Raw genomic sequence first — 23892 nt, forward strand, 5'->3', positions numbered from 1 at the left:
CGCATGGTTCAGATACTGGATGGAAAAAAGCTTTCAAAAAAAATTCTTGAAAAAATTGCTGAAAATGTCAAAGAAGCAGCTTTTTCAATTAAATTAGCAAGCATCTATAATGAAAAAAATCCTGGCAGCAAAATGTATGTTGGCATGAAGGTTCGTAGGGCTGCTAGTGTTGGGATCGATTCTGAAGAATTCAAAATAGATGATACTTGGAATACTGATCAAGTTCTTCGATTGATCGATAAATTGAATCATGACGATAGTGTTTCTGGGATTTTAGTTCAATCCCCCTTGGGGCAGCATATTGACGAATCAGCTGTTTTCAATGCAATATCTCCTATTAAAGATGTTGATGGCCTGGCAGCCTATAACCAAGGTCTTTTGTTTGAAAATGCTGAGGAAAAACATGTCGTGTCAGCAACGCCCGCTGGCGTCATGGCGCTTTTAAAAGCTTATGATTATTCGTTTACAGGCAAAAATGCCTTAGTGATCGGCCGATCTGTTTTGTTCGGCCGGCCTATGAGTATCCTGTTAACTAATGCGGACATGACCGTGACCTTGGCTCATTCTAAGACACCGACAGACCAACTGCAGCAATTTGCGCAAACAGCTGATTTGATCGTGGTGGCAGTGGGCAAGGCTAATTGGTTTCAATTAGATCATTTAAAAGCAACTGCCACTGTCATTGATGTTGGCGCTAATAAGTTAGATGGCCAAACAGTTGGCGATGTTGTTTTTCAAAAAACTGCTGCACAAGTTTCTTGGATAACGCCAGTGCCCGGTGGCGTGGGACCAATGACGATCGCAACACTGATTCAGCACACCTACGAATTAGCTAAATTTCAGCACAGAGGAGAATGAGATGAAAAGAGCCGTTGTGACAGTGATTGGCAAAGATAAAACTGGAATTATCGCTGAAGTTGCAAGAACGTTAGCAGATAATCAGGCTAATATTTTAGATGTTTCTCAAACATTGATGGATGATATTTTTACAATGAGCATGTTGGTTGATATTACTGATATCGATGCTAAATTTACTGAGCTGCAAACAAAATTGACGGCATTAGGCGCCAAACTCTCAATTTCGATTCAAGTTCAACGCGAAGAAATTTTTAACTCTATTTCACAAATTTAGCTGGAGCGATCATGGATATAAAAAATATTAACACGACTATTCAAATGATCTCTGAGGAACATTTTGATATTCGAACCATCACGATGGGCATTTCACTTTTAGATTGTATTGGTGCTAATGGTGAAGAAACAGCAGCAAAAATTTATAAAAAAATCATCGATAAAGCAGGAAAACTCGTCGAAACTGCCAATCAGCTGGAACGTGATTTCAGTGTGCCGATTGTCAATAAACGTATTTCTATTACGCCGATATCTTTACTAGCAGGCAACTGTAATTATGATGGGTTATTGAAAATCGCACATAGCCTTGATCAGGCGGCCGCTGATGTTCATGTGGACTTCGTTGGCGGCTATTCAGCCTTAATTCAAAAAGGGACCACACCTAGCGAAAAAATGTTGATCGATAGTTTACCAGAAGTGTTATCCACAACTGATTTATTGATGTCGAGTATTAACGTCGCTTCAACGAAAGCTGGCATTAATTTAAATGCGATTCGTAAAATGGGCACAACGATCAAAAGAATCTCTGAAGTCGATCCACTTGGCAATGCTAAGCTAGTCGTTTTTGCTAATGCTGTTGAAGATAATCCCTTTATGGCTGGTGCTTTTCATGGTGTCTCAGAAGATGATGTTGTCATTAATGTAGGCGTTTCCGGTCCAGGCGTTGTCAAGCGAGCTCTAGAGACCGTTAAAGGAGCGCCGATTGATGTTGTTGCGGAAAAAATTAAAACCACAGCTTTCAAAATTACTCGTATTGGCCAATTAATTGGCAGTTTAGCAGCTCAAAAATTGAATGTACCATTTGGCATCGTCGATCTAAGTTTGGCACCGACGCCAGCTCGTGGTGATTCAGTTGCTGAAGTGTTAGAAGAAATCGGTTTGGAACAAGTTGGCACACACGGTACAACGGCCGCTTTAATGTTATTAAATGATGCTGTTAAAAAAGGTGGTGTCATGGCTAGTCAACGAGTAGGCGGACTCAGTGGCGCTTTCATTCCTGTTTCCGAAGATGCTGGGATGATTGACTCAGCTGTTGCCGGTATTTTAACGATTAGTAAACTAGAAGCCATGACTGCCGTTTGTTCAGTTGGCCTAGACATGATCGCGATAGCAGGAGACACGCCGGCGACAACGATTGCTGCGATGATCGCTGATGAGGCAGCCATTGGGGTTCAAAATAACAAAACGACAGCCGTTAGAGTTATTCCAGTACCTGGCAAAAAAGTCGGTGATGAGATTGATTTTGGCGGTTTATTGGGAAGAGCACCAATCATGCCGATGATCGAAAGATCATCAGCTGATTTTATTAATCGAGGCGGGCATATTCCAGCTCCGATTCATTCGTTTAAAAATTAAGAGGAGAACATCATGAAATATGGTTTTTTAGGTGCAGGTCATTTAGCTTCGGCTGTTGTTTTTGGATTGATTAAAGCCGGCGTTCAACCAGACGATATTTTTGTTAATTCCCCTGCTAGTGCAAGATCTTTAGCTGATAAAACTGGTATACATTATGCTGAAGAAAAACAATTAATAGGCGATTCAGATTTGATCGTGCTAGCTTTTTTACCTGAGCAATTAAAAAAAATAATCCAACATCTGCCAGCCGATTGCTTTCAAAACAAGTTGATTATTTCTTTTTTAGGATCAACAAGTCTTGATGAATTGCAAAAATCACTGCCTGCAGCCGAGATTGTTCGCTCGTTGCCAAATGTCAATGCTGAGTTCGATCGTTCTTTGACATCAATTATTTTCGGATCAACTATTTCTGAAAAATCCAAACAGTTAGTGAAAGATTTTTTCAATAAAATTGGCTCTTTTGTTGAATTACCAGAAAAAGATTTTCCTGCTTTCTCCGCTATTGCAGGTTCTGGACCGGCTTTTGTGGCTTTATTTGCCCAGTCTTTGCAAAAAGCCGCGATCAATCAAGGCATTGATCCTGAGACTGCATTGACTATTTCTTTAAAAACACTTGAAGGAAGCACGGAAAATTTGTTATCTAGACAGTTGCTGCCAAATGATTTAATCAAAGCAGTAGCTTCGCCAGGCGGATCAACAGCCGACGGAATTGTATCTTTTGAAAAAGACGATTTTGCAAATATTGTGAATCGTGCTATTCTTGCGACAATTAATCATGGCACAAAATAATTTTGACAACTGGAGAAGAATTGTCGTTAAAGTCGGCACATCAACGATCGTATTAAAAAATGGTCAGATAAATTTGCCTGTGATCGGTCAGTTGGTTCAAACGCTTTGTGCTTTAAGAAATCAGAACCGCGAGGTTATTTTTGTGACTTCTGGTGCGATCGGTGTTGCGATCCATCAATTGTCTTTTAAAAAACGACCTTCAAAAATTTCGCAGCAGCAAGCTTTGGCTGCGATCGGTCAAGCTGATTTAATGGCAATCTATAACCAAACTTTTTCTTTCTATCATCAGCTGACTGGACAAATTCTGCTGACATATGATGTTTTTGACAACTCGAAAATGCTGGAAAATATGTTAAATGCGCTTGGCGAATTATTAGCGTTGCAGGCGATTCCGATTATCAACGAAAATGATGTGATAGCTGTTGACGAAATGGACCATCAGCATTCTTTTGGCGACAATGACCGTTTGGCTGCAATGGTAACGAAAGCTGTTGATGCTGACGGACTGATCATTTTGTCTGACGTGGATGCACTCTATGATAAAAACCCCTATGAATTCAGCGAAGCATCTCCGTTTCGTCGTATTCAAGCAATTACAGATCAGACGTTGAATCTCGCTTCTGGAAAAAGTGATTTGGGAAAAGGTGGTATGCTGACAAAATTAAAGGCTGCTGAATACCTTTTGGAAAATGATAAACAGATGCTGTTGTTATCAGGCAGTCAGCCTGATGCTATTTTGCAAGCTTTAGCAGGGAAGGAAATCGGGACTTTGTTTTCAAAATGACTAAATTACATGATGACATAATTTTAATGGGACAACGTGGCAAACAAGCTGCCATAGAAACTGCCCAACTTTCAATTGAAGATAGAAATACTGTTTTATTGGCTTTTGCAAATGCGATTCAAGCAAAGACGGATAAAATTTTACAAGTTAATGCAAAAGACGTTGCAGAATATCGGCAAACACTTAGTCTGACGATGCAAAAACGCCTGGAACTTACGCCGATCAAAATTGCTGACATGATTAATTCTTTACGTGCCCTAGCGAAACTGCCCGATCCCTTAGCGGATCGAGATGAACAGTGGCAGGCAGCAGCTGGTTTTAAAATCGTTAAAAAAATTGTGCCCCTGGGTGTGGTAGCGATGGTTTACGAAGCGCGGCCTAACGTGACGGTTGATGCCGCAGCCTTAGCGATAAAATCAGGTAATGCGATTATTTTGCGTGGCGGCAAAGAGGCAATTAGAACAAACAGTTTCATTGCAGATATTTTGCGAAAAGCTTTAAATCAATTAAACTATAGCGAAGATTTTATTCAACTTATCACAGACACAAGTCATGACTCTGTTGACGAACTGCTGCATTTGAGAAAGTATCTTGATCTGTTAATTCCACGTGGTTCGGGGTCTTTTATCAACCATGTGGTGAAGAATGCTGCTGTTCCTGTTATTGAGACAGGTGCCGGCAATGATCATATTTTTGTCGATCAGTCGGCTGATTTAGAACAGGCGATTAAGATTATCCTCAATTCGAAGGTTCAGAATCCTTCTGTCTGCAATTCAGCAGAAAAACTTTTGATACATGCAGAAATCGCCCATGAATTTTTGCCTAAACTATTTTCTAGCTTAATCGAAGCCGGCGTTGAGATAAGAGGCGATGAAAAGACGATCCAAATTGATCATCGAGCCCAAGCAGCCACAGACGCTGACTGGGATACGGAATATAATGACTTGATTATTGCAGTTAAAGTGGTCAGCGGCCTTGACCAAGCCATTGATTGGATCAGCCAGCATACGACCCATCACACAGAAGCTATTTTGACTAAATCTGCGGAAAATACTGAAAAATTTATGAATAATGTTGATGCGGCTGTGGTTGTTGAAAACGCCTCCACACGTTTCACCGATGGTTTCGAATTTGGATTTGGTGCTGAAATAGGTATCAGCACACAAAAACTGCATGCACGCGGTCCCATGGGATTATCAGCTTTAACCAGTTATAAATACGAAATTTTCGGTCATGGCGAAGTCCGAAAATAAAATGCAGACTAGAATTTTTGCTCATCGAGGCTATAAAAATGCCGCGCCCGAAAACACTTTGCCAAGCTTTCAAGCAGCTGTAAAATATCCAATTGATGGTCTGGAAATTGATGTTCATATGACCAAGGATCACGAGCTCGTTGTCATTCATGACGAAAAAGTGGATCGAACTTCTAATGGGTCGGGATATGTCAAAAATAAGACGCTAGCTGAATTAAAATCTTTAGACTTTGGCAGCTGGTTTTCTAAAACATATGAACACACGCAAATTATGACTTTGCATGAATTTTTAAATTGGCTGTCGTTGATTCAATTTAATAAAATACTGTTGATTGAGTTAAAAACTGATCATGTTGATTATCCTGGCATTGAAGAAGCTGTTTTAAACACTCTGAGCAGTTTTCCGACTGCTCAGTGGCAATTAGTTCTCCAGTCTTTTAATCGTAAAACAGTTCATCGTTTACGGCAGCTTGATGGTTCAATTGATTTGGCAAAACTGACTTTTTTGATCGCCCCAAGAGATGTTTTTGATTTTCTTACAAAAAGAATTCAACAGATCAATCCTGATTTTCGTTTTGTTTTTAATCGCATGCTAATAACTTGTTTTAAAAAATCTTGTTTTGCACCTTGGGTTGTTGACGAACCTCGAGATTTAATAAATATTTTTAAAAAACCACTTCATGCAGTTATCACTAATCAGATCGAATTAGCGACTCAGCTGCGTGATAGTATTCAAGGATCAAACCAAGAGAATCATGTTAAACAATAAACAAAAAATGATTGCCATTGTTGGCCCAACCGCTAGCGGAAAAACAGCACTAGCTATTAAAGTAGCACGATTATTGCAAACTGAAATAATATCTGAGGACGCTTTTCAAATTTATCGCACATTAGATATTGGCACTGCTAAACCTAATCAACAGGAACTAGCAGCAGTTAAAGAGCATTTTATTAATATCAAAGATCCTAGCGACTCTTATAATGCTTATGAATTTATGAATGATGCGAGAAAACTAATAGATCATTTTGTAAATCGAAATAAATTGCCGGTCGTCGTGGGTGGCTCAGGATTTTTTTTGCAGACTTTATTAGGTGATCGTCAGCTTTCAAGCCAAAATACTGCTCCGATCCCTCAAGAGGCCAGTCCTAAAAATCGACTTTATCAGGCATTATTGGTTGGCCTAGAGATGGACCGTTCTTTACTGTACGATCGGATTAATCGAAGAGTTGATTTAATGTTTCAGCAAGGACTCTTGGCTGAAGCAGAAACATTATTTCAGCTGGAAGGCGATTTTCAATCAAAAAAAGCTATCGGTTATCGAGAATTCTTGGCTTATTTCGATGGTCGGCAAAGTTTGGATCGAACTAAAGAATTGATTAAACGTGATTCAAGAAGGTATGCTAAGCGCCAGTTAACTTATTTTCGGAATCAATTTCCAGATATTCATTGGTTTGATGCAATTGAAATCTCCAAAAACCCTGAAAAAATCTTTGATTTGGTCAAAAAATTCGACCAATTATAGACCAATGTCAGCTTTTCTTACAATTTTATTAAAAAATATCTATAATTTTAGTTAGATGGATTTAGTAAGAGATGATTGATGAGCGATTAAAAAAGGATTTAGCAATTTTACCGATTAGTACGATTCGTGCGTTGACGAATCTTTCTGATAGGCAGATTCGCTATTACGAAAGTCAAGATTTGCTTACGACAAAAAGAGGAAAGGGTGGACAAAGGCGTTTTTCTTTGAATGATGTTGAGCGATTGATTGAGATCAGAACGATGATGGAATCTGGTGACAGTTTAAAAGATATTCATGATCTTTATGAGACCAATAGAGTCAGGAATCGTCAAGATGAGAAGATCGATTTTGTTCGTTCGCTTGAAAACGAATTTTTGAAAATCGGAAGGCTGGAAAAACATTAATGACAAAATTAACAAAAGAAGCAATTAAAACAGCGGTTAAGGACGAGGGTGTCAACTTTTTGCGGGTGATGTTTACCGACGTTTTCGGCATGATAAAAAATGTTGAAATTCCTGTTAGTGAACTTGACACAGTCCTAGATGACGATTTATTGTTTGATGGATCTTCAATTGATGGTTTTGTGCGCATTGAAGAATCCGATATGTATCTGTACCCGGATTTAGATACTTTTAAAATTCTACCGGATTCCATGACTGGTGAACACGATGGTAAAGTCGCTATGATTACAGCTAATGTATACACTAGCGATCGTAAGCCTTTCGAAGGAGATCCCAGGAATAATTTGATTCGTGTGCTGACAGAAATGAAAAAAGATGGTTTTTCTGACTTCAACGTTGGCACAGAGCCTGAATTCTTTTTGTTTAAAGTCGGTGAAGATGGCAAACCAACCATGAAACTCAATGACAATGGCGGTTATTTTGATTTAGCGCCCTTGGATCTGGGTGAACATGTTCGTCGAGAAATCGTGCTTACTTTGGAACAGATGGGCTTTGAAGTTGAAGCTGCCCACCATGAAGTTGCGCCTGGGCAACATGAAGTTGATTTTCGTTACGCCGATGCCGTAACCGCTGCTGATCATATCCAATTATTTAAATTGATCGTAAAAACAGTTGCTCGTAAATATGGTTATTATGCAACCTTTATGCCAAAACCGATTGCTGGTATTAATGGTAACGGTATGCATACAAATATGAGCCTTTCTAAAGATGGCAAAAATGTTTTTGATGATCCTAAAGATGAACTCGGTTTATCAAAAACTGCTTATCATTTTTTGGCGGGTATCTTGGATCATGCCCAGAATTTTGTTGCGATCACAAATCCTACTGTGAATTCCTTTAAGCGTTTAACGCCTGGATTTGAAGCACCAGTTTATATTGCTTGGTCCGCTTCGAACCGTTCGCCAATGGTGCGTGTTCCTGCTTCTCGAGGGGCTTCAACGCGTTTGGAGCTAAGAATGGTTGATCCAACAGCTAATCCATATCTTGCCTTTGCTGTTGTATTAGCCTCTGGTTTGGATGGCATTGAAAAAGAAATCACACCAGAACACTCGGTAGATCGTAACATTTTCTTAATGGATGCCAGTGAACGGAAAAAAGCTGGTATCAAAGATTTGCCGGATACGCTGCTTGCAGCCGTTGAGAATCTTGAAACGGACGATGTTATTACGAAGGCCATTTCTAAACGAATCGCTGATACATTCGTTGAAGCGAAAAAACTTGAATATCAGTCTTATCGTGCCTCAGTTTCAAAGTGGGAAATCGAACAATATCTGGAAACCTTTTAAAATTCTTAAAGAAAATAATATTTAATTAACGTCTGGTCATAGACGTTTTTGTTTGCAAAAATTAGGATATGGCAAAAGAGACTGATGTTCGTGCGACCAGTGACAATCAAATACATTTATTGAAGAACTTAATTGATAGCAAAGTTACTTATTTGCTTACAATGAATAAAGCCATTGCTGATCATGATGATGCGCTCATTTACGAGCTGCTTGATTCTGCGCGTTATAACGAGCAGGTCCGTCAGTGGCCGCACGCTGATCCGAACAATTTTCTTAGCAGCATGACTGAAACATTTCAGCCCGATCTAGCGGCGTTTTTATCAGCAAAATTAATAGATTTCATTCGTGAAAACTTTCCTTTTCTGATTTTTAAAGAGATTAAAACTGGCGTTTTCGAAATTGTCTTTGGCACTTGGCCTTCAGCTCGAACTTTTGGATTGCTGGATATTATTCGCGTTGCTTTCATTTTTAACGATTCAGAAATGAATCAGTTAAAAGCCTTTATGGATGATCCGCAAACGTCAAAAGAACAAGATCTACAAATTACCGAATTACATCAAGCGAACAAAATTTACGCAGAAAAAGGCCTTGCATCAGTCAAAAAAGATATTGACAATAATAAACTGGAAATTATTCAATTAGAAAAAAATCGTGCAATTCTTCAACTAGAATGTGAACAGATCGAAAAATACTTTGGCAGTTTTCAACATTTCGTTGATCAGGCTGATCATCTTTACACTGATTACTTAACGAGCTTTTAAGAGGGATACAATGACCAAAGATTCAGCACAATCTCAACTATTCTTAAATGATTTTCAAAGAAAACTCGCACACGATAGCCAACAACTAGATGTTTTTAGTCGATCTTTGTCTGATTTTTTAAATGCACAGACAACCGTTGAAACAGTAGATGCTATGTCTGTTTTGTTGAAAAATCAATTAGAGAGTTACGAACGAACAACACCGCTTTTTCATTTTAGCGAAAGTTTTTGGTTATCTCAAATGTTGGTAAAGCTCTTTAATCTAAAAGGATCTACTTTTTTTTCGACTTTAAATTCAGAAAATGAATTACTTGGCAGTTTAAGAGCAGATGCATTGCCGAATTTCGAATTTTATTTTGTTAAAGCCCAGATTCCAGCTGGTGGCTTTTATTTGCGTGAAACGAGTTTGCAAAATAATTTGTTTTATCTCGACATTTTTAATCGACGTTTTTTTATTGATGCATCTGATTTTGTTCAGTTAATTGCATCGCAGGTAGGCAGGAGACTAACGGATCAGCAGATTGCTAATTTATCATCAGCATTTAATCAATTGGCCGAGATACTTTCGGAAGACCAATTTGCTTTGGACTTAAATTTGATTCAGCCAGAGAATGATGCTGTTTTAGAAATCGATAAAGTTGATTTACCCGCAATTGTTACCGACAAACTTTTTATTTTAGCTCAAGCTCATCATACGGATATCGTTGCTTTAGATAATGGATTTGAAATTAGCTTTAATGAAGACTTGAAATTATATTTAACACAGCGTTTAGATCCCATCGGACACTCTCAGTGGTCTTTTAAAGTAGTGGATTTATATGATCAATGGTCTCTGATGGCGGTTTTAGCAAAATATGACTGGTTTTTAAATTGGTACTTAGATGATTTGGCGAAGTTACAAATTGCTTACCGCCGTGAGTTTTTTGCTGGATGATGATAATTTTTACCCTTTTTTAGTTATACTAAGAGGTACGCGGAAGTGGCTCAACTGGATAGAGCATCGGAGTTCTAATCCGCAGGTTGTGGGTTCAAGTCCCACCTTCCGCATTGAAATTATGAAGAAAAGTTTTTGGATTTTAGCATCGGTCGTTATCGTTCTGCTTGGGGCAGCTTATTTCTTGTATCCTCGAGCATCTTTTGGTGGCGTTCAGATGTCGGAAAAACAATTTAAGCAAGTCAATCGTTCGAAAGATAATATTGATGTTTTGCTGCAAGATTTAAATAAATATAAACCAACGAGTCCTAAGACGGTGACAAAAATTAAGCAGGACGTGGATCAATTGATTGCTCAAAACGGCGAGAATCTTTCGACGGCTGATTTTGATAAATTGGAGACAGCGGCCGGTGACAAGAACGGTGGTGTCCTGGCAACGATTGAGGCTGCTCAAAAAGGTCATTATTTAATTGATGGCGATATTGCTTCAGTCCTGCACACGAAGTTCTCAATTATTGTTTTACAGTCTGCTAAATCAGCGACTGAGTCAGATTCTCAGGCCAAAAAGGTTGCTAGCCAGATTGAAAAAGATTTAAGCATTGATTCTCGTTTGTACAAAATAGGAATTAAGAGCTGACCGTTGACCCATTGAGGTCTTTTTTGTTACAATAATTCAGTTGTTGCAATGCTTCAACCACTCTGAAGCGGTTTCAAGTGATTCGTCACACCGCCACGGTGAGTATAAGAGGAGGCCTAAATGGCTAATAAGTACGCAGTTATTGAAACTGGTGGAAAGCAGTATCGCGTCGAAGCAGGAGATGCTATCTTCGTTGAAAAACTCGAAGCAAATGAAGGTGATAAAGTAACTTTTGATAAAGTGTTGCTTGCTTCTGGGAAGTTTGGTGATCCATATGTTTCTGGTGCAGCTGTTACTGGAACAGTCGCTAAACAAGGCAAAGAAAAGAAAGTCGTTACCTTTAAATATAAGGCAAAAAAGCATGGCCATGTTAAAAAAGGTCACCGCCAGCCATACACTAAAGTAATGATTGAGAATGTTTAAGGAGGCACACAATGTTAGAAAAATTACAGAACCTAATTAAGTTAGCCCACCATAAGGGCGGCGGATCTTCATCCAACGGTCGTGACTCTGCTGGACGTCGTCTGGGAGCAAAACGTGCCGATGGCCAAGACGTTCTTGCCGGTACGATTATTTATCGCCAACGTGGTACACATATTTATCCAGGTATTAACGTTGGTCGTGGTGATGACGATACACTTTATGCATTAGCTGATGGTGTCGTTCGCTATGAACGTAAAGGAAAAGCACAGCGTCAAGCTTCTATTTATTCTCGTGAAGAATATGATACAAAGCTCGAACCCGCAGTTAAGTAAATTTTTAATCAAAAATAGCGGTTTTCCGCTTTTTTTTTTAGGTAGGTATACTCGATGAATGATAAATTTGTGAAAAGAATCAGCAAATTAAGGAAATTATTTGATGTATTAGAAGTTGATTCCATGGTCGTCTACCAGGGTTACAATCTGGAATATTTAACTGGTTTTGATGCTGGTAGTGGTGAGGGTATGTTTAGCTTGGACCGAAAGCATGCTTTATTAGTGACAGATGGTCGCTATGAAGAGGCCTTCGATGGCAAACTGCCGGCTGGCGTTGATCTGAAAATTAGTCGTGATTATTATGGCGATACAGCCAGTGCTCTGAATGCTTGGAAAGTAAAAAAAGTTGGTTTTGAAGAAGATCTGCCTTTTTATGTATTTGATTTTCTTGATGGCCAATTAGAATCAGAATTCGTACCGACACCAGCTCCGATTGAAGCTTTGCGAGAGATCAAAGATGCAGAAGAACTGGAAAATCTGCGTCAGGCAACCAAACGCTCGGTTCTGGCTTTTAATCAACTTTTAGACTGGATTCAAGTCGGACAAACAGAAAAGGAAATCGCTGATCAACTAGATTACTTTGCACGCCGCCAAGGTCTTGAAAAAGCGAGTTTTGATACAATCGTTGCCTCTGGTGAAAATTCAGCAAAGCCGCATGGAACGGCTTCTTTGCGCAGGATTCAAGAGGGTGATCTAGTGACGATCGACTTTGGTTATTATTTTAATCATTACACATCAGATATCACTCGCACACTCGCTATTGGTGAAGTAGCTCCAAAACTAAAAGAAATTTATCAGATTGTCAAAAAGGCACAAGAATTGTCAATCCAAGCCGTTAAAGCAGATACTATGCTCAGTGACGTTGACAAAGCGGCACGAGCATACATTGCTTCTCAGGGATATGGCAAAGAATACAACCACGGCGGCGGTCATGGAGCTGGACTGAATATTCATGAAGGACCGGCGGTATCACCGGGTTCTGAAGATGAAGCGACAAGTGGTCAAATGCTGACTATCGAACCTGGAATTTATCTCTCTGGTTTAGCTGGTGTTCGTATTGAAGATGATGTTTTAGTTACTGAAGAGGGTTTTGAGAATTTGACAGCTGGTATTACACGTGATTTAATCACAATCGAGAAATAATTATGGCAATCAGATTAGATTATTTAATTTTTTATATTGGCAATTTAAGTTACGGCTTTGATTATGTCTACACAAAACGAATTAATGGACATGCTTTTTATTTACGGCGGCCGCCTCAAGCTGAGATTGCGGATGTCAATGATGAGAACTTTGATTTTTATAATCCACATTTCTCAACAGATACGCATACGGCTTTTAATTGGAAATATGATGAAAAATTCACGGATTTAACACGAATTTGGGATCATTATTCCGATGTTGCTTTGGGCTTTATTGAGGACTGGGCTGAGGATTATCGTGCACCAGTAGACCCTGATTCAGATCAGAATGTTGAATGGGGGGTACGCTTTCATTCACCTAGCCTGAAAGGTGAACAACTGATTTTCGGTGTAAATGCTTATCCTTCTGGCTTTGATGATTTTGTAAATTATCTTCGAAGCTTTGATCCGGAGACACCAACAAACGTTCCCGAGCATCTGCCTTACTCAAAAGGAAAATTTGCTAATTAAATTAATTTAAAAAACTTTTACTAATCTCGTAAAAAGAAGTATGCGAGCATTTATTGTAAAAGTTTTTTTGTCTAAAAAAATAGAAACAAAAGTTTTGATTATTGGTGGTGCTATTTTTGGTATCACACTTTTTGCGTTGCTTTTTATTTTTCCAAAATCAACTGAAAAAGCACCTGTTCAATTATTGTCGTCTGCTGATAGCTCCTCAACGTCAAAAACGACGCTAAAGAAAAGTTCAAGCAGCGAACCAGAAAAACGGATTTTTTACGTCGACGTTAAAGGTGCCGTTTTAACTGCTCAAGTGATTAAAATACATGAGGGTGAGATTGTACAATCTGCCATCAATCAGGCTGGTGGGGCAAATTCTGAGGCTGATATGACCAAATTAAATTTAGCTGCGGAGGTAACCGCTGGTCAGGTTATTTATGTACCGAAAAAAGGCGAGGACATTCCAACACAGTTTTCAACTACAAATACTAATTCAACAGTTTCTTCAACGGGTAACACAAACTCAGAGAAGGCTAAAATTGACCTAAACACTGCTGATACAGCAGCCTTGCAGACAATTACAGGCGTGGGTATAAAAAAAGCTGAGGAAATTTTAAAATATCGTGATGAACACGGCAAATTTAAATCAGTGGAAGATTTAAAAAAAATATCCGGTTTTGGTCAAAAAACGGTTGAAAAACTACTCGATTATGTTTGCGTTAACTAAGTTTGCTCAAAATAATTATTTTTGTCTCGGTCTGTTGATCGCAGCTTTGACTGCAACGTATTTTCGTTTTTCTCTTTTGACTGTTTGCCTTTTTTTATTTGCTTTCGTCAGGGTCATTTTGTGTTATTCCAGAAAAATTATTTTCGCATCTGTCTTTTTAGTTATATTATTCTTGCTGCGTTTTTACTGTTTTCAAACAAGCTTGCAACAGCAAACATTACCAAATCAGCAAGATGCTCAAATAAAAGTAAGATTATACGCAGATGAAATAATCATTAATGGTGATCAGCTGAAAGCCAAGGCATTCGACCTGACTCACAAGCACAAGATCGTATTGTATGTCAAAATTAAATCAGCTGCTGAAAAGCTTTTTTGGGAAAACAATCGTGAAAATCTGATTTGTTTGGTTAACGGAGACGTTGGCAAGCCGCAAAGAGCGACGAATTTCTTTCAATTTGATGTTCGCGATTATTTTTCAACACAATCGATCACAAATCAGCTGAGTCAAAGCAGTTTCGAACGGGTATCTAAATGGCGGCCGAAAAATATTTTCAATATCATTAACGAACGGATTCACTTTTTCAGAAAAGCATTAATTGACTATTTAAATGTGATGCCAAGTCCATTATCAGAATATGCGAGATCCTTATTCATTGGTGATCTTGATAATGATTTTTACCAGCAATATCCCGGAGTGACTGATTTAGGCCTGATCCATCTCTTTAGTATTTCCGGTTTTCAGGTTAGCTATTTTTTTATTTTTTTGCGTAAACTATTCAAGCAAATTCATTTACGCAAAGAACATGCACTTATTTTGATTGCCGCCACAATGCCATTATTTTTTGTCTTTTCTGGAGCCGTTCAATCTTTGCTTCGACCGGTCATTGCTGCCGAATTGATGGCCGTTGGAGGTCTCTTTCATCTCAGGGTGAGTAAAGAAATAATCTGGTCTGGGTCTTTATTGATTGGCATTGGACTTTCACCGATGATTTTATTTAGTATTGGTGGCCAATTATCATATTTACTGAGCTTTTCTTTGCTTTTTATTGGTCATTTAAAAAAATTTCAACAAGGTTTATTGATGAGTTTGGTTAGCATGCCAATCGTTTTGGGTGCAAAATTCACTTGGCATCTTCTAAGTACGCCGGCTAACTTCTTTGCGATACCGATATTTGGTATCGTGATAATGCCTTTGATTGCGATTGCGGCCTGTCTGCAACCTTTTCTACCAATTGTAACAAACACAATTAATTACTTAATCCAATTATTTGCTGAGCTAATTGAATGGATTTCTCAATTACCTGGAAAAATTGTTTTTGGCAAGTTGGATGATTGGCTCATTGTGCCTCTTGTCATTTTAATTTTATTGGCTTTCGATGAAAGAAAAAAATTACGCAAGATATCAACAACCCTCGCTGCCATAATTCTTATCAGCAGTTTTCTTTGGATTCATTTGCCAAAAAATGGTGAATTTTCAGCTTTCGATATTGGTCAGGGCGATGCTCTGCTTTTAAGAACGCCAGGTAACCAGCAAACTGTTTTAATTGATACGGGTGGTAAAGTGGTTTTGCCGAAACAAGGTTGGCAACAGTCTGTTGCTGTTTCTAATCAAGCGAAATCGATTATTGTGAATTATCTACAGGCAAAGGGTATAGGCCATGTTGATTTTCTCGTTTTATCTCATGGAGATATGGATCATATTGGCAATGCGAAATATTTATTTGCACAGATGAGAGTAGACCGTTTATTAATTCCAGCCGGTATGTTGCAAACACATGCGTTTAAAAAAGAAATTTTGCCATATTTGAATAAAACGCAAGTCATTGAGGTAACAGCCGATACGAAAATCAATCGTTTTCCATTCCAAATCGTTCATCCATTTACTTCGGGCCAGGCTGAGAATGAGGATTCAATTGCTTTGTTTACGAAAATTGGTGGTCTCACTGTTTTTACAGCCGGAGATTTGCCTAAAGAAGGTGAAAGCGCAATTCAAAAACGCTATCCACAATTAAAAGTTGATTTAATTAAATTTGGACACCACGGTTCAAATACATCTAGTGACAAACGGGTTTTGCAAGACTGGCAAGTGCGTTTTGGTATTATTTCTGCAGGCAGGCATAACCGTTATGGACACCCGAAATCCGATATGCAGAAAACTATTTCTGATTTACACATTCAATCTTTTAATACTCAAACCAATGGCATGACTCGCTTCGTTTATACTGATAAAAAGAGCTATTTTCAGACTTTTGCAAAGGACTTTGATGACACCGAATGATTTTAGAAAACAATTTCAACATGAGCAATTGCCATCCGTTATTTCTTTTACTGGTGATGAAGATTTTGTAGCGGAACAAACGATCACAGCACTCGAAAATTCGGTAGATAAAAATTTTCGTTCCTGGGATTTTGTTCGAGCTAATTATGACAATCAAAACATTCGTGAAATTTTGGCAGATGCCGCAACTTTGTCCTTTAATGCAAATCGTCGTTTTGTGATCATTGATAATCCACTTTTTTTGACGACAAAAGGCAGCTTGGAAAAATCAGAGGAAACATTATTACTCAACTATTTATCTCATCCAGAGCCGGAAAATACGTTAATTTTCAATGCTGTCGGACTGACCTTAGACCGCAGAAAAAAAATTGTCAAAAATTTAGCCAATCATGCTGAAAATATTGATTTTCAGCCGCTTTCGCAAAGAGAAATCGTTCAAGTCACCAAAAAACGTTTTAATGAGGCACATATTTCAATTGCAGATAACGAGCTTAGCTATTACGTACAACGCCTTGGTTTAAATTTACGTCTGATCATAAACAACCTTAGCAAACTAATTATGTATGGCCAAAATCATCTGATTACCAAGGAAAGCATTGATGCACTAGTTACGCCCGAATTGACAGAATCAGCCTTCGATTTGGTTGAGGCATTGAATAAAAAACAAACCGAAAAAGCACTTGAAATATACAAAAATTTGCTAGATCAAGGTCAAGCAGCAATCAGGATCAACGCGCTGCTTTTATCTCAATATCGATTACTACTGCAAGCCAAAAGTCTTTCTTTAAGTGATGATAATTTAGCTAGAAAACTTCATATTCATCCATATCGAGCAAAGCTAGCTAATCAATTCGCCAGTCTTGAACATTTTTCCGAAATCAGTAATAGCTATCTTAATTTGGCCGATATTGATTTGAAACTTAAATCAACAAATCTAGATCCAAATTTATTATTTGAAATTTTTGTTTCAAGAAAAATTTAGCTGATGTTTTTTCACCATTCGGAGAATCCAAGCTGCATAGATACAAGCAACTATAAGAATCAATGCATTTATTGAGAAATCAAGCAGATTTACTTTGGAATTTCCGAGACCGAAAATAGCATTCGGGTCCGCTAAAAATGCGATCATATCAATCGCGCTATGAAATAAAATTGTTGCAGTTAAATTTTTTGTTGTTAAATAAATCAAACCAAACAACACGCCTAAAGACATTGTGTAGATCATTTGAATGCCTGTTACAGGTAAACTAGCTGCTGATAAAAGATTTAATAGATGCAATCCTGAGAAGAAAATAGCTGAGATTATAATAATGCTATAGTTGGAGAATTTACTTTGATCATCTACGGTATCCAAATTGCCAATCATGATTCCGCGCGCCGAATATTCTTCAAAAATACCAATTAATAATGATAGAACGATTGCGGTAAAGTAATTTAAAAAAGATAAATGAATTGCTTTGGCAAATAGAACTAGAAAATTGATTACGATAAAAATTAAAGTGGGGAAACCGATAATTAGTGCTTTTAGAAAATTTTTATCAATAAATTTAATTTTAATTTTAAAAACAAAATGATTAAATAACCAAATAAAAAAAATAGCTGCTGCTTCGCTAATGATAGCAAGCCAACTCAAGTAAACTTGATTGTTCGTTAATGAATTATAACTAACCCTGCCTGCGCCAAAAACTGCCTTGAATATAGAAAAAATAACTGACAAAATAGCTGTACCGGCAATTGATCCACATAATAAAGAAAAAATCGTTGCAAAAAAAATTTGCAACGACCGAAATAGTGTTTGTCTTTGACTTTTCATCGAAGGAGACACGGGGATTCGAACCCCGGCGCCGACTCTACATCGGTTCGGCGGATTTCGAGTCCGCTGCATTACCACTCTGCCATGTCTCCGAGCTACAGAAGTAATTCTAGCAAAAAAAAAAGCTTTTTTCCTATTGTAATTTAGATTAATCAGATGGAAATTAAAATAATGCAGCTGATCTTAATTTTTTGATGTTTTCAATTTATAATTAAATCTATGACAGTTGGCATTGATGAAATATCTTTTTTTACACCTAATCTTTATTTAGACTTGACTGATTTGGCTAAAGCGCGTGGTATTGATCCAAATAAATTTACGATCGGCATTGGTCAAGAAAAACAGAGTGTTGTACCGCCATCACAGGATTCAGTCACAATGGCGGCCAGCGCTGGATCGATGCTTTTAACTGGTAAATCTACCGATTACATTAATTCCATCAGTGAAATCTTGTTTGCCAGTGAATCGGGCATTGATAATTCTAAATCAGGCGCAGTATATCTGCAAACAATGCTTCATCTGGCAAAAAACGTGCGTACGATCGAATTGAAACAGGCTTGTTATGCAGGTACTTTTGCTTTAATGACTGCCTTTGATTATGTTAGCCTGCATCCAAATGAACGTGTGCTGGTTGTTGCGACCGATGTTGCTCGTTACGGTTTAAAAAGCGCAGGAGAGGTCACTCAAGGAGCTGGCGCGGTTGCCATGATCGTGAGTTCAGATCCAAAACTGGCTGGCTACAATCATGATTCGGTTTTTCAATCACAGGATTTGATGGATTTTTGGCGGCCATTAGATGAAACAGATGCTATTGTATCGGGGAAATTTAGTCAAGAAGCTTACGAGACTTTTTTTGCGAATGCTTGGCAAGATTATATCCGACGGACAGGTCGTCGAATCGCTGATTTTAAGGCTTTTGTTTTTCATCTGCCTTTTACGAAAATGGGGAAGAAAGCACTTGATCAGATAATCGATCAAGCTGATGGTCAACAACAACAAAACTTGGAACGAAATCGTTTGGCTGGCCAAATTTATGGCCGTCAGGTTGGCAATATTTACACTGGATCTTTGTATTTAAGCTTAATTTCGCTGTTAGACCATGGTGATGTTCAAGCTGGAGACCTGATTGCCATGTTTTCATATGGCAGTGGTGCAGAGGGCGAACTTTATTCATTAACTTTAATGGAAAATTATCAGCAAGCAATCAAAAGCCATGTTCAAAAAGATCTCAATGCGCGGCAGCGGCTTTCTGTTCTGGAATATGAAAAACTGTTCAAGCTTTTTCCAAAAAGCAGTGACGACCAGTCTTTAATGAATGAATATGACAAAAGTCTATTTCAATTGGCTGAAATTAAAAATCATCAACGAATTTACAAAGCGGCAGTATCTAAACTTTTGATAAAATAACTTCGAGGTGAGTATGGCAAAAAAAATATATTTGGCGAGTCCTTTTTTCAACGATGAACAAGTGACACGTATTGAGAAAATTGAGAAAGCGCTCGAAAACAATCCGACGATTGCTGAGTATTTTAATCCACGATTTCATCAGCATGAGGACTTTAAGTTTGGTAGTCCTGAGTGGCAGGATGTTACTTACCATGGTGACCTAGCTGCAGTTGAAGCGGCTGATGCGATCGTTGCGCTCGTCGATTTCGAAGGATCAAATGTTGATTCTGGCACTGCCATGGAAATTGGTTACGCAGTTAAAAAAGGCACACCAGTTATTATTTTTCAAGAAAAGAAATCAATGCTGAACTTAATGCTCTCGGTTCCTGTGCATGCTTATTTTGTGGAAGCTGAGGAACTTGAGCATTACGATTTTGATGCAATGAAAAAGGTCCCTTATACGGGACCAGTTATCTAAAACAGGTATTTTAATAAATAGAATTTCGATAAAGACCAACGACTTTACCCAGAATAGCGACATTTTGAACAATAATTGGCGGCATAGTGTCATTTTCTGGTTGCAAACGATAATGGCCTGTTTCTTTAAAGAAACGCTTAACAGTTGCCTCGGCTTCACCGTTGCCGAAATCACTGGTCATCGCTACGACGATATCGCCATTATCTGCATAATCTTGTTTACGTACAAAAACCATATCACCGTCAAGAATGCCAATATTGATCATTGATGTTCCAGAAACACGCAAAACGAATAAATCGCCATCAAAGCGCTCGAGATCTGTTGGCAGCGGTAAAAACTCAGTAGCAGCTTGTTCGACAGCTAGTATCGGCATACCAGCAGTAACCAGACCGATAATAGGTACTTTACCGGGAGTTTCAGGCACACCCAATGCGCGCAGACCTTTGTCTGTAATTTCGATCGCTCTGGGTTTGGTCGGATCTTTATGCAGCATGCCGTGTTTTTCTAAACGATCAATATGCCCATGAACCGTTGAAGTAGAGGACAAGCCAACAGCTTCACCTATTTCTCTAACTGTCGGTGGATAACCTTTTTCGTTTTGTTTATCATAAATAAAACGAAGAATTCCGAGCTGTTTTGTCTCTGCCATGAAATAATGCCTTTCTACTAACTTATTGCTATATGCAATTATAGCTGAAAAAGCTCATCAAAACAAACACATGTTCGTGAAATTTAATAAAAACGCAAAATTTTGTATAATACAAGAAGGAGAATTTGATGGCCGATAATTCACGATCAGAACAAGAACACAAAGAAGCAAAGTTTATCGTTGATGAAGATGAACAGGCGGCAAATCAAGCGCTGCGGGCGCGAATCAATGAGCTGGCTGCAAAACAAAAATCATTAAAGGGACTAAACGAAGCCGAAAAACTAGAACAAAAACAGTTACGACAACAGTTTTTGGCAAATTTTCGTAAAACTTTTAAGTCACAGGTTGAAATGCTGCAGGTTTTCGATGAGAATGGAAAGGAAGTTACTCCTAAAAAGGTAATTGATGTTCAAAAAAAGAAAGGACTACGTTAAATAATGAACTGGATATGGTTTGTCTTAATTGGTTTGGTTATCGGTTTAGCCGCTGGTATGTTGATTTCCCGTTTTACATTGAAGAGCTATCTAAGGAAAAATCCACCTATCAACGAACAAATGCTTAAACAGATCGGTGCTTCTATGGGCCGAAATTTAAGTCAGAAACAAATTAACCAAATGATGGCACAGATGAAAAAAAATTCTTAAAAAAAAAGACCTTTGGAGGTCTGTTTTTATTTGTCTAAGTTTTCTTTTTCTGGATGCTGGTCAACATATTTCCAGTCTTTATTAATTTTTTTATCTAATTCTGCAAAAGCCTTCTGCATTTGAAGGATGACCCGCTCTTTGTCCGCGTGACGATCTACGGTTATTGCTGGTCCGATAGCAACACTGGTTGATCCACGTTTGAAAAGTCCCTTAAACTGTAGCGGTCCCTGGTATACAACTGGCAGAAGACTTTTCCCGGACATTTTGGCAATCACAATCGCCCCGCCTTCTAGCTGAGATGAATGTCTGGATCCTGAAGGGAAGATCATAAAACTTCGTGATCCTGTTTTTAATTCTTGAACTGGTATTCTGATAGCTGAGGGTCCAGCGTGTTCTCGATCAACGGAAAAAGCACCTAAGCTGCTGATGAACCAACCTAGAAATTTGTTTTTAAACAGTTCCTTTTTCGCCATAAAAATAAACCTCATCGGCCACATCACGATTGCAAACCAAACTGGATCCCACCAAGTTCGATGAGGTGCAACTAAAATGAACTTCTCATTTTTTGGAATATTTTCTTTACCGTAGACATTGATTTTGCCGTTAATTAACCAAATAATCGCCCGAACAATTACTGAAATTAGTCTATACATGACTATCATTATATAAAAATGCAAAAAATCATACTCGCTCAAGACGAAAAAATTGAAGAAATTAGTCAAAATTTCGGTATTATCCAAAGTGACTCTCTGCCAAAATTCGGTGTAGACGCGTTTTTATTGGCTGATTTCGCTGATAAATCACTGTCCGCTACACAAATAGTGGCTGATTTCGGATCCGGCACAGGTGCGATCGGTCTTTTATATGCATTGAAAACTTTTGGCAAAATTTTTTTAATCGAGAAAGATGAAAAATTGTCGCGTATGGCAGCTAAATCAATTCAATTAGACAACTTATCAAACAGAGTTCAGAGTATCAATCGTGATGTCAATCAACTTGAAGACACTTTCGCTATCAATTCTTTGGACACGATCGTTGCCAATCCGCCTTATTTTGACTCGGTTAATTATGCTCAAAAAAACACATCAGAACGGCGAACTTTAGCCCGTCATGAAGAAAGTTTTAACTTACAGGTTTTGGTTGATCAAAGCCAAAAATATTTAAAATCTAAGGGAAAACTTTATTTTATTTACCGGGCTGAGAGAATTGCTGAGGTCATTAGTGTCCTTCAAGCTAGCCATTTTGGAATTACTAAAATTCGTTTCGTGTATGGCAAAAAAAATCATGAAGCTAAGCTTGTCTTAATCAAAGCTAATAAACAGGGCAGCAACGATAAGATCAAAGTCGACAAGCCATTGGCAATTTTCAATGAAAAAGATCAATATACGAATGAAATGAAAGATGTTCTGCATAGGCGGCCATATTTCTTTTATGTGATTCAAACAGCAGATAATTATTTGTATGCAGGAACGAGTGACGATGTTGATCGCCGTTTTGCTACCCATCAAGCTAAAAAAGGCGCTAAATTTACAAAAGCGGCAATTCATCATCCTTTAAAACTTGTTTATCGTCAGGAATTCTCGAATAAAGGAGAGGCACTCAGTTTTGAAATAAAATTTAAAAAATTCAGTCGAGCGGACAAAGAAAAATATATCAACTTGTAATCAATAGCCCTTTCAGGTAAAATATTAAACGGCATTCGCCAATACACAGCATAAAGTGGATGTTCTGCCCGTTGCTCGTTTGAGTCGGCAGGACGCTTGAAGCTTTTGCGAGGACAAAAACATTAGGAGGCCTAGAATGGCTGCAATTTCAATGAAAGAACTTTTGGAGGCCGGCGCGCACTTTGGTCATCAGACCCGTCGCTGGGATCCACGAATGGATGAGTACATCTTTACATCTCGTAATGGTATTCATATCATCGATTTACAAAAAACTTTACGTATGGCGGACGATGCCTATAACTGGGTAAAAGGCGAGGCCGCTGATGGTGCTAATTTCTTGTTTGTTGGTACAAAAAAACAAGCAACTGAAGCAATCGAAGAAGAGGCTAAAAGAGCTGGTGTAGCTTATGTAAGCCATCGCTGGCTTGGTGGTACTTTAACTAACTGGAATACAATTAAGACACGTATTAACAAGTTAAAGGAACTTCGTGCTGCTGAAGAAGATGGCAGTTTTGATAAACTGCCTAAAAAAGAAGCATCGCAACTCGGTAAACAAAAAGCAAAGTTGGAAAAGTTCCTTGGTGGAATTGCAGACATGGAAGATATTCCTGATGTGATGTTCGTTGTTGACCCTAAGACAGAAGAAATTGCTGTTAAAGAAGCACGTACTTTAAATATTCCGGTCGTGGCCATGATCGATACTAATGGCAACCCCGATTTGGTTGATGTTAAAATTCCTGCGAATGATGACGCGATCCGAGCGGTTAAATTAATCACGTCTAAGATTGCAGATGCGATTATTGAGGGTCGTCAAGGCCAAGATGCAGGTGAGGATTCTGCTGAAGATACCTTTGCTAATGCTGACAACGGCCAAGGTGATTTTCAACAAACTTCGGATACAGAAAATAAAGTAACATCAAACGACTAAAAATAATATCGCCTA

The 23892-nt window shown here is 38.4% G+C and carries 29 protein-coding genes and 2 tRNA genes; 27 read left to right on the top strand and 4 right to left on the bottom strand.

The window, feature by feature from the left end; genetic code table 11:
• Nucleotides 1–3 precede the first annotated feature (3 nt).
• From DLJ48_RS07495 to holA, 21 genes are all read left to right on the top strand, one after another.
• Nucleotides 4–858: a bifunctional 5,10-methylenetetrahydrofolate dehydrogenase/5,10-methenyltetrahydrofolate cyclohydrolase gene (locus tag DLJ48_RS07495; protein ID WP_128686851.1), complete on the top strand. Its 855-nt coding sequence runs from the start codon at nt 4–6 to the stop codon at nt 856–858.
• Between the two features lies 1 nt (nt 859).
• Entirely contained in the window at nt 860–1132 is a 273-nt protein-coding gene (locus DLJ48_RS07500; RefSeq protein ID WP_128686852.1) for an ACT domain-containing protein, read from the top strand.
• Nucleotides 1133–1143: 11 nt separating this feature from the next.
• Nucleotides 1144–2487, top strand: coding sequence for a PFL family protein (locus tag DLJ48_RS07505; RefSeq protein ID WP_128686853.1), 1344 nt, complete (start codon nt 1144–1146; stop codon nt 2485–2487).
• Between the two features lie 12 nt (nt 2488–2499).
• Entirely contained in the window at nt 2500–3276 is a 777-nt protein-coding gene (gene proC / locus DLJ48_RS07510; protein WP_128686854.1) for a pyrroline-5-carboxylate reductase, read from the top strand.
• Nucleotides 3263–4060, top strand: coding sequence for a glutamate 5-kinase (gene proB / locus DLJ48_RS07515; protein WP_128686855.1), 798 nt, complete (start codon nt 3263–3265; stop codon nt 4058–4060). Before proC ends, proB begins: the two co-directional genes overlap by 14 nt.
• The gene (locus DLJ48_RS07520) at nt 4057–5313 is read left to right on the top strand and encodes a glutamate-5-semialdehyde dehydrogenase (protein WP_128686856.1); all 1257 of its coding nucleotides are present in this window, start codon (nt 4057–4059) and stop codon (nt 5311–5313) included. Before proB ends, DLJ48_RS07520 begins: the two co-directional genes overlap by 4 nt.
• Nucleotide 5314: 1 nt before the next feature.
• The gene (locus DLJ48_RS07525) at nt 5315–6082 is read left to right on the top strand and encodes a glycerophosphodiester phosphodiesterase family protein (protein ID WP_128686857.1); all 768 of its coding nucleotides are present in this window, start codon (nt 5315–5317) and stop codon (nt 6080–6082) included.
• On the top strand, nt 6069–6836 hold the full coding sequence (locus DLJ48_RS07530) for a tRNA (adenosine(37)-N6)-dimethylallyltransferase (protein WP_128686858.1): 768 nt from the start codon (nt 6069–6071) through the stop codon (nt 6834–6836). Before DLJ48_RS07525 ends, DLJ48_RS07530 begins: the two co-directional genes overlap by 14 nt.
• A gap of 71 nt (nt 6837–6907) precedes the next feature.
• Nucleotides 6908–7240: a MerR family transcriptional regulator gene (locus DLJ48_RS07535; protein WP_128686859.1), complete on the top strand. Its 333-nt coding sequence runs from the start codon at nt 6908–6910 to the stop codon at nt 7238–7240.
• Entirely contained in the window at nt 7240–8583 is a 1344-nt protein-coding gene (locus DLJ48_RS07540) for a glutamine synthetase family protein (protein WP_128686860.1), read from the top strand. The genes DLJ48_RS07535 and DLJ48_RS07540 overlap by 1 nt, the downstream gene beginning before the upstream one ends.
• A gap of 68 nt (nt 8584–8651) precedes the next feature.
• Nucleotides 8652–9344 carry a hypothetical protein gene (locus DLJ48_RS07545; RefSeq protein WP_128686861.1) on the top strand — a complete coding sequence of 231 codons (693 nt, stop codon included), beginning with the start codon at nt 8652–8654 and terminating at the stop codon, nt 9342–9344.
• Nucleotides 9345–9354: 10 nt separating this feature from the next.
• Nucleotides 9355–10278 carry a hypothetical protein gene (locus DLJ48_RS07550; protein ID WP_128686862.1) on the top strand — a complete coding sequence of 308 codons (924 nt, stop codon included), beginning with the start codon at nt 9355–9357 and terminating at the stop codon, nt 10276–10278.
• A 39-nt stretch (nt 10279–10317) separates the two neighbouring features.
• Nucleotides 10318–10391 (top strand) — tRNA-Arg (locus tag DLJ48_RS07555).
• An 8-nt stretch (nt 10392–10399) separates the two neighbouring features.
• Nucleotides 10400–10915 carry a hypothetical protein gene (locus DLJ48_RS07560; RefSeq protein ID WP_128686863.1) on the top strand — a complete coding sequence of 172 codons (516 nt, stop codon included), beginning with the start codon at nt 10400–10402 and terminating at the stop codon, nt 10913–10915.
• A gap of 120 nt (nt 10916–11035) precedes the next feature.
• Entirely contained in the window at nt 11036–11338 is a 303-nt protein-coding gene (gene rplU / locus DLJ48_RS07565; RefSeq protein WP_128686864.1) for a 50S ribosomal protein L21, read from the top strand.
• An 11-nt stretch (nt 11339–11349) separates the two neighbouring features.
• Complete coding sequence (gene rpmA / locus DLJ48_RS07570) at nt 11350–11670, top strand: 50S ribosomal protein L27 (RefSeq protein ID WP_128686865.1); 321 nt, start codon at nt 11350–11352, stop codon at nt 11668–11670.
• Between the two features lie 54 nt (nt 11671–11724).
• Complete coding sequence (locus DLJ48_RS07575; RefSeq protein WP_128686866.1) at nt 11725–12813, top strand: M24 family metallopeptidase; 1089 nt, start codon at nt 11725–11727, stop codon at nt 12811–12813.
• Nucleotides 12814–12815: 2 nt separating this feature from the next.
• On the top strand, nt 12816–13322 hold the full coding sequence (locus tag DLJ48_RS07580; protein ID WP_128686867.1) for a phosphoesterase: 507 nt from the start codon (nt 12816–12818) through the stop codon (nt 13320–13322).
• 67 nt (nt 13323–13389) lie between these two features.
• Nucleotides 13390–14037 carry a ComEA family DNA-binding protein gene (locus DLJ48_RS08505; RefSeq protein ID WP_161566126.1) on the top strand — a complete coding sequence of 216 codons (648 nt, stop codon included), beginning with the start codon at nt 13390–13392 and terminating at the stop codon, nt 14035–14037.
• Nucleotides 13988–16315: a DNA internalization-related competence protein ComEC/Rec2 gene (locus DLJ48_RS07590; protein WP_243148565.1), complete on the top strand. Its 2328-nt coding sequence runs from the start codon at nt 13988–13990 to the stop codon at nt 16313–16315. Before DLJ48_RS08505 ends, DLJ48_RS07590 begins: the two co-directional genes overlap by 50 nt.
• Nucleotides 16302–17297 carry a DNA polymerase III subunit delta gene (gene holA / locus DLJ48_RS07595; protein WP_128686869.1) on the top strand — a complete coding sequence of 332 codons (996 nt, stop codon included), beginning with the start codon at nt 16302–16304 and terminating at the stop codon, nt 17295–17297. The genes DLJ48_RS07590 and holA overlap by 14 nt, the downstream gene beginning before the upstream one ends.
• Here the strand turns inward: holA and DLJ48_RS07600 are convergent.
• Both DLJ48_RS07600 and DLJ48_RS07605 read right to left on the bottom strand, forming a co-directional pair.
• On the bottom strand, nt 17283–18095 hold the full coding sequence (locus DLJ48_RS07600; protein ID WP_243148567.1) for a CPBP family glutamic-type intramembrane protease: 813 nt from the start codon (nt 18093–18095) through the stop codon (nt 17283–17285). The genes holA and DLJ48_RS07600 overlap by 15 nt on opposite strands.
• 36 nt (nt 18096–18131) lie before the next feature.
• Nucleotides 18132–18220: transfer RNA gene (locus DLJ48_RS07605), tRNA-Ser, on the bottom strand.
• Nucleotides 18221–18347: 127 nt separating this feature from the next.
• Here DLJ48_RS07605 and DLJ48_RS07610 point away from each other — a divergent pair.
• Entirely contained in the window at nt 18348–19535 is a 1188-nt protein-coding gene (locus DLJ48_RS07610; RefSeq protein WP_128686871.1) for a hydroxymethylglutaryl-CoA synthase, read from the top strand.
• Between the two features lie 13 nt (nt 19536–19548).
• The gene (locus tag DLJ48_RS07615; RefSeq protein WP_128686872.1) at nt 19549–19992 is read left to right on the top strand and encodes a nucleoside 2-deoxyribosyltransferase; all 444 of its coding nucleotides are present in this window, start codon (nt 19549–19551) and stop codon (nt 19990–19992) included.
• A 10-nt stretch (nt 19993–20002) separates the two neighbouring features.
• On the opposite strand, the gene lexA is transcribed toward DLJ48_RS07615, so the two are convergent.
• Nucleotides 20003–20641 carry a transcriptional repressor LexA gene (gene lexA, locus DLJ48_RS07620; protein ID WP_128686873.1) on the bottom strand — a complete coding sequence of 213 codons (639 nt, stop codon included), beginning with the start codon at nt 20639–20641 and terminating at the stop codon, nt 20003–20005.
• Between the two features lie 128 nt (nt 20642–20769).
• Between lexA and DLJ48_RS07625 the strand changes: the two genes are divergently transcribed.
• On the top strand, nt 20770–21075 hold the full coding sequence (locus DLJ48_RS07625; protein WP_128686874.1) for a DUF896 domain-containing protein: 306 nt from the start codon (nt 20770–20772) through the stop codon (nt 21073–21075).
• A gap of 3 nt (nt 21076–21078) precedes the next feature.
• Nucleotides 21079–21285 (top strand): YneF family protein, encoded by a 207-nt coding sequence (locus DLJ48_RS07630; RefSeq protein WP_128686875.1) that lies wholly within the window; start codon nt 21079–21081, stop codon nt 21283–21285.
• Nucleotides 21286–21311: 26 nt separating this feature from the next.
• On the opposite strand, the gene DLJ48_RS07635 is transcribed toward DLJ48_RS07630, so the two are convergent.
• Nucleotides 21312–21944 (bottom strand): lysophospholipid acyltransferase family protein, encoded by a 633-nt coding sequence (locus DLJ48_RS07635; protein ID WP_419776161.1) that lies wholly within the window; start codon nt 21942–21944, stop codon nt 21312–21314.
• A 12-nt stretch (nt 21945–21956) separates the two neighbouring features.
• Between DLJ48_RS07635 and DLJ48_RS07640 the strand changes: the two genes are divergently transcribed.
• On the top strand, nt 21957–22949 hold the full coding sequence (locus DLJ48_RS07640) for a GIY-YIG nuclease family protein (protein WP_128686877.1): 993 nt from the start codon (nt 21957–21959) through the stop codon (nt 22947–22949).
• A 136-nt stretch (nt 22950–23085) separates the two neighbouring features.
• The gene (rpsB, locus tag DLJ48_RS07645) at nt 23086–23877 is read left to right on the top strand and encodes a 30S ribosomal protein S2 (protein ID WP_128686878.1); all 792 of its coding nucleotides are present in this window, start codon (nt 23086–23088) and stop codon (nt 23875–23877) included.
• Nucleotides 23878–23892 lie beyond the last annotated feature (15 nt).

This window comes from Oenococcus sicerae, from assembly GCF_004102045.2.
GTDB lineage: Bacteria > Bacillota > Bacilli > Lactobacillales > Lactobacillaceae > Oenococcus > Oenococcus sicerae.

Bases quoted from the DNA above. Each gene is read 5' to 3' on its own strand.
- DLJ48_RS07495 (WP_128686851.1), top strand. From the start codon at position 4: ATGGTTCAGATACTGGATGGAAAAAAGCTTTCAAAAAAAATTCTTGAA.
- DLJ48_RS07500 (WP_128686852.1), top strand. From the start codon at position 860: ATGAAAAGAGCCGTTGTGACAGTGATTGGCAAAGATAAAACTGGAATT.
- DLJ48_RS07505 (WP_128686853.1), top strand. From the start codon at position 1,144: ATGGATATAAAAAATATTAACACGACTATTCAAATGATCTCTGAGGAA.
- proC (WP_128686854.1), top strand. From the start codon at position 2,500: ATGAAATATGGTTTTTTAGGTGCAGGTCATTTAGCTTCGGCTGTTGTT.
- proB (WP_128686855.1), top strand. From the start codon at position 3,263: ATGGCACAAAATAATTTTGACAACTGGAGAAGAATTGTCGTTAAAGTC.
- DLJ48_RS07520 (WP_128686856.1), top strand. From the start codon at position 4,057: ATGACTAAATTACATGATGACATAATTTTAATGGGACAACGTGGCAAA.
- DLJ48_RS07525 (WP_128686857.1), top strand. From the start codon at position 5,315: ATGCAGACTAGAATTTTTGCTCATCGAGGCTATAAAAATGCCGCGCCC.
- DLJ48_RS07530 (WP_128686858.1), top strand. From the start codon at position 6,069: ATGTTAAACAATAAACAAAAAATGATTGCCATTGTTGGCCCAACCGCT.
- DLJ48_RS07535 (WP_128686859.1), top strand. From the start codon at position 6,908: ATGATTGATGAGCGATTAAAAAAGGATTTAGCAATTTTACCGATTAGT.
- DLJ48_RS07540 (WP_128686860.1), top strand. From the start codon at position 7,240: ATGACAAAATTAACAAAAGAAGCAATTAAAACAGCGGTTAAGGACGAG.
- DLJ48_RS07545 (WP_128686861.1), top strand. From the start codon at position 8,652: ATGGCAAAAGAGACTGATGTTCGTGCGACCAGTGACAATCAAATACAT.
- DLJ48_RS07550 (WP_128686862.1), top strand. From the start codon at position 9,355: ATGACCAAAGATTCAGCACAATCTCAACTATTCTTAAATGATTTTCAA.
- DLJ48_RS07560 (WP_128686863.1), top strand. From the start codon at position 10,400: ATGAAGAAAAGTTTTTGGATTTTAGCATCGGTCGTTATCGTTCTGCTT.
- rplU (WP_128686864.1), top strand. From the start codon at position 11,036: ATGGCTAATAAGTACGCAGTTATTGAAACTGGTGGAAAGCAGTATCGC.
- rpmA (WP_128686865.1), top strand. From the start codon at position 11,350: ATGTTAGAAAAATTACAGAACCTAATTAAGTTAGCCCACCATAAGGGC.
- DLJ48_RS07575 (WP_128686866.1), top strand. From the start codon at position 11,725: ATGAATGATAAATTTGTGAAAAGAATCAGCAAATTAAGGAAATTATTT.
- DLJ48_RS07580 (WP_128686867.1), top strand. From the start codon at position 12,816: ATGGCAATCAGATTAGATTATTTAATTTTTTATATTGGCAATTTAAGT.
- holA (WP_128686869.1), top strand. From the start codon at position 16,302: ATGACACCGAATGATTTTAGAAAACAATTTCAACATGAGCAATTGCCA.
- DLJ48_RS07610 (WP_128686871.1), top strand. From the start codon at position 18,348: ATGACAGTTGGCATTGATGAAATATCTTTTTTTACACCTAATCTTTAT.
- DLJ48_RS07615 (WP_128686872.1), top strand. From the start codon at position 19,549: ATGGCAAAAAAAATATATTTGGCGAGTCCTTTTTTCAACGATGAACAA.
- lexA (WP_128686873.1), bottom strand. From the start codon at position 20,641: ATGGCAGAGACAAAACAGCTCGGAATTCTTCGTTTTATTTATGATAAA.
- DLJ48_RS07625 (WP_128686874.1), top strand. From the start codon at position 20,770: ATGGCCGATAATTCACGATCAGAACAAGAACACAAAGAAGCAAAGTTT.
- DLJ48_RS07630 (WP_128686875.1), top strand. From the start codon at position 21,079: ATGAACTGGATATGGTTTGTCTTAATTGGTTTGGTTATCGGTTTAGCC.
- DLJ48_RS07640 (WP_128686877.1), top strand. From the start codon at position 21,957: ATGCAAAAAATCATACTCGCTCAAGACGAAAAAATTGAAGAAATTAGT.
- rpsB (WP_128686878.1), top strand. From the start codon at position 23,086: ATGGCTGCAATTTCAATGAAAGAACTTTTGGAGGCCGGCGCGCACTTT.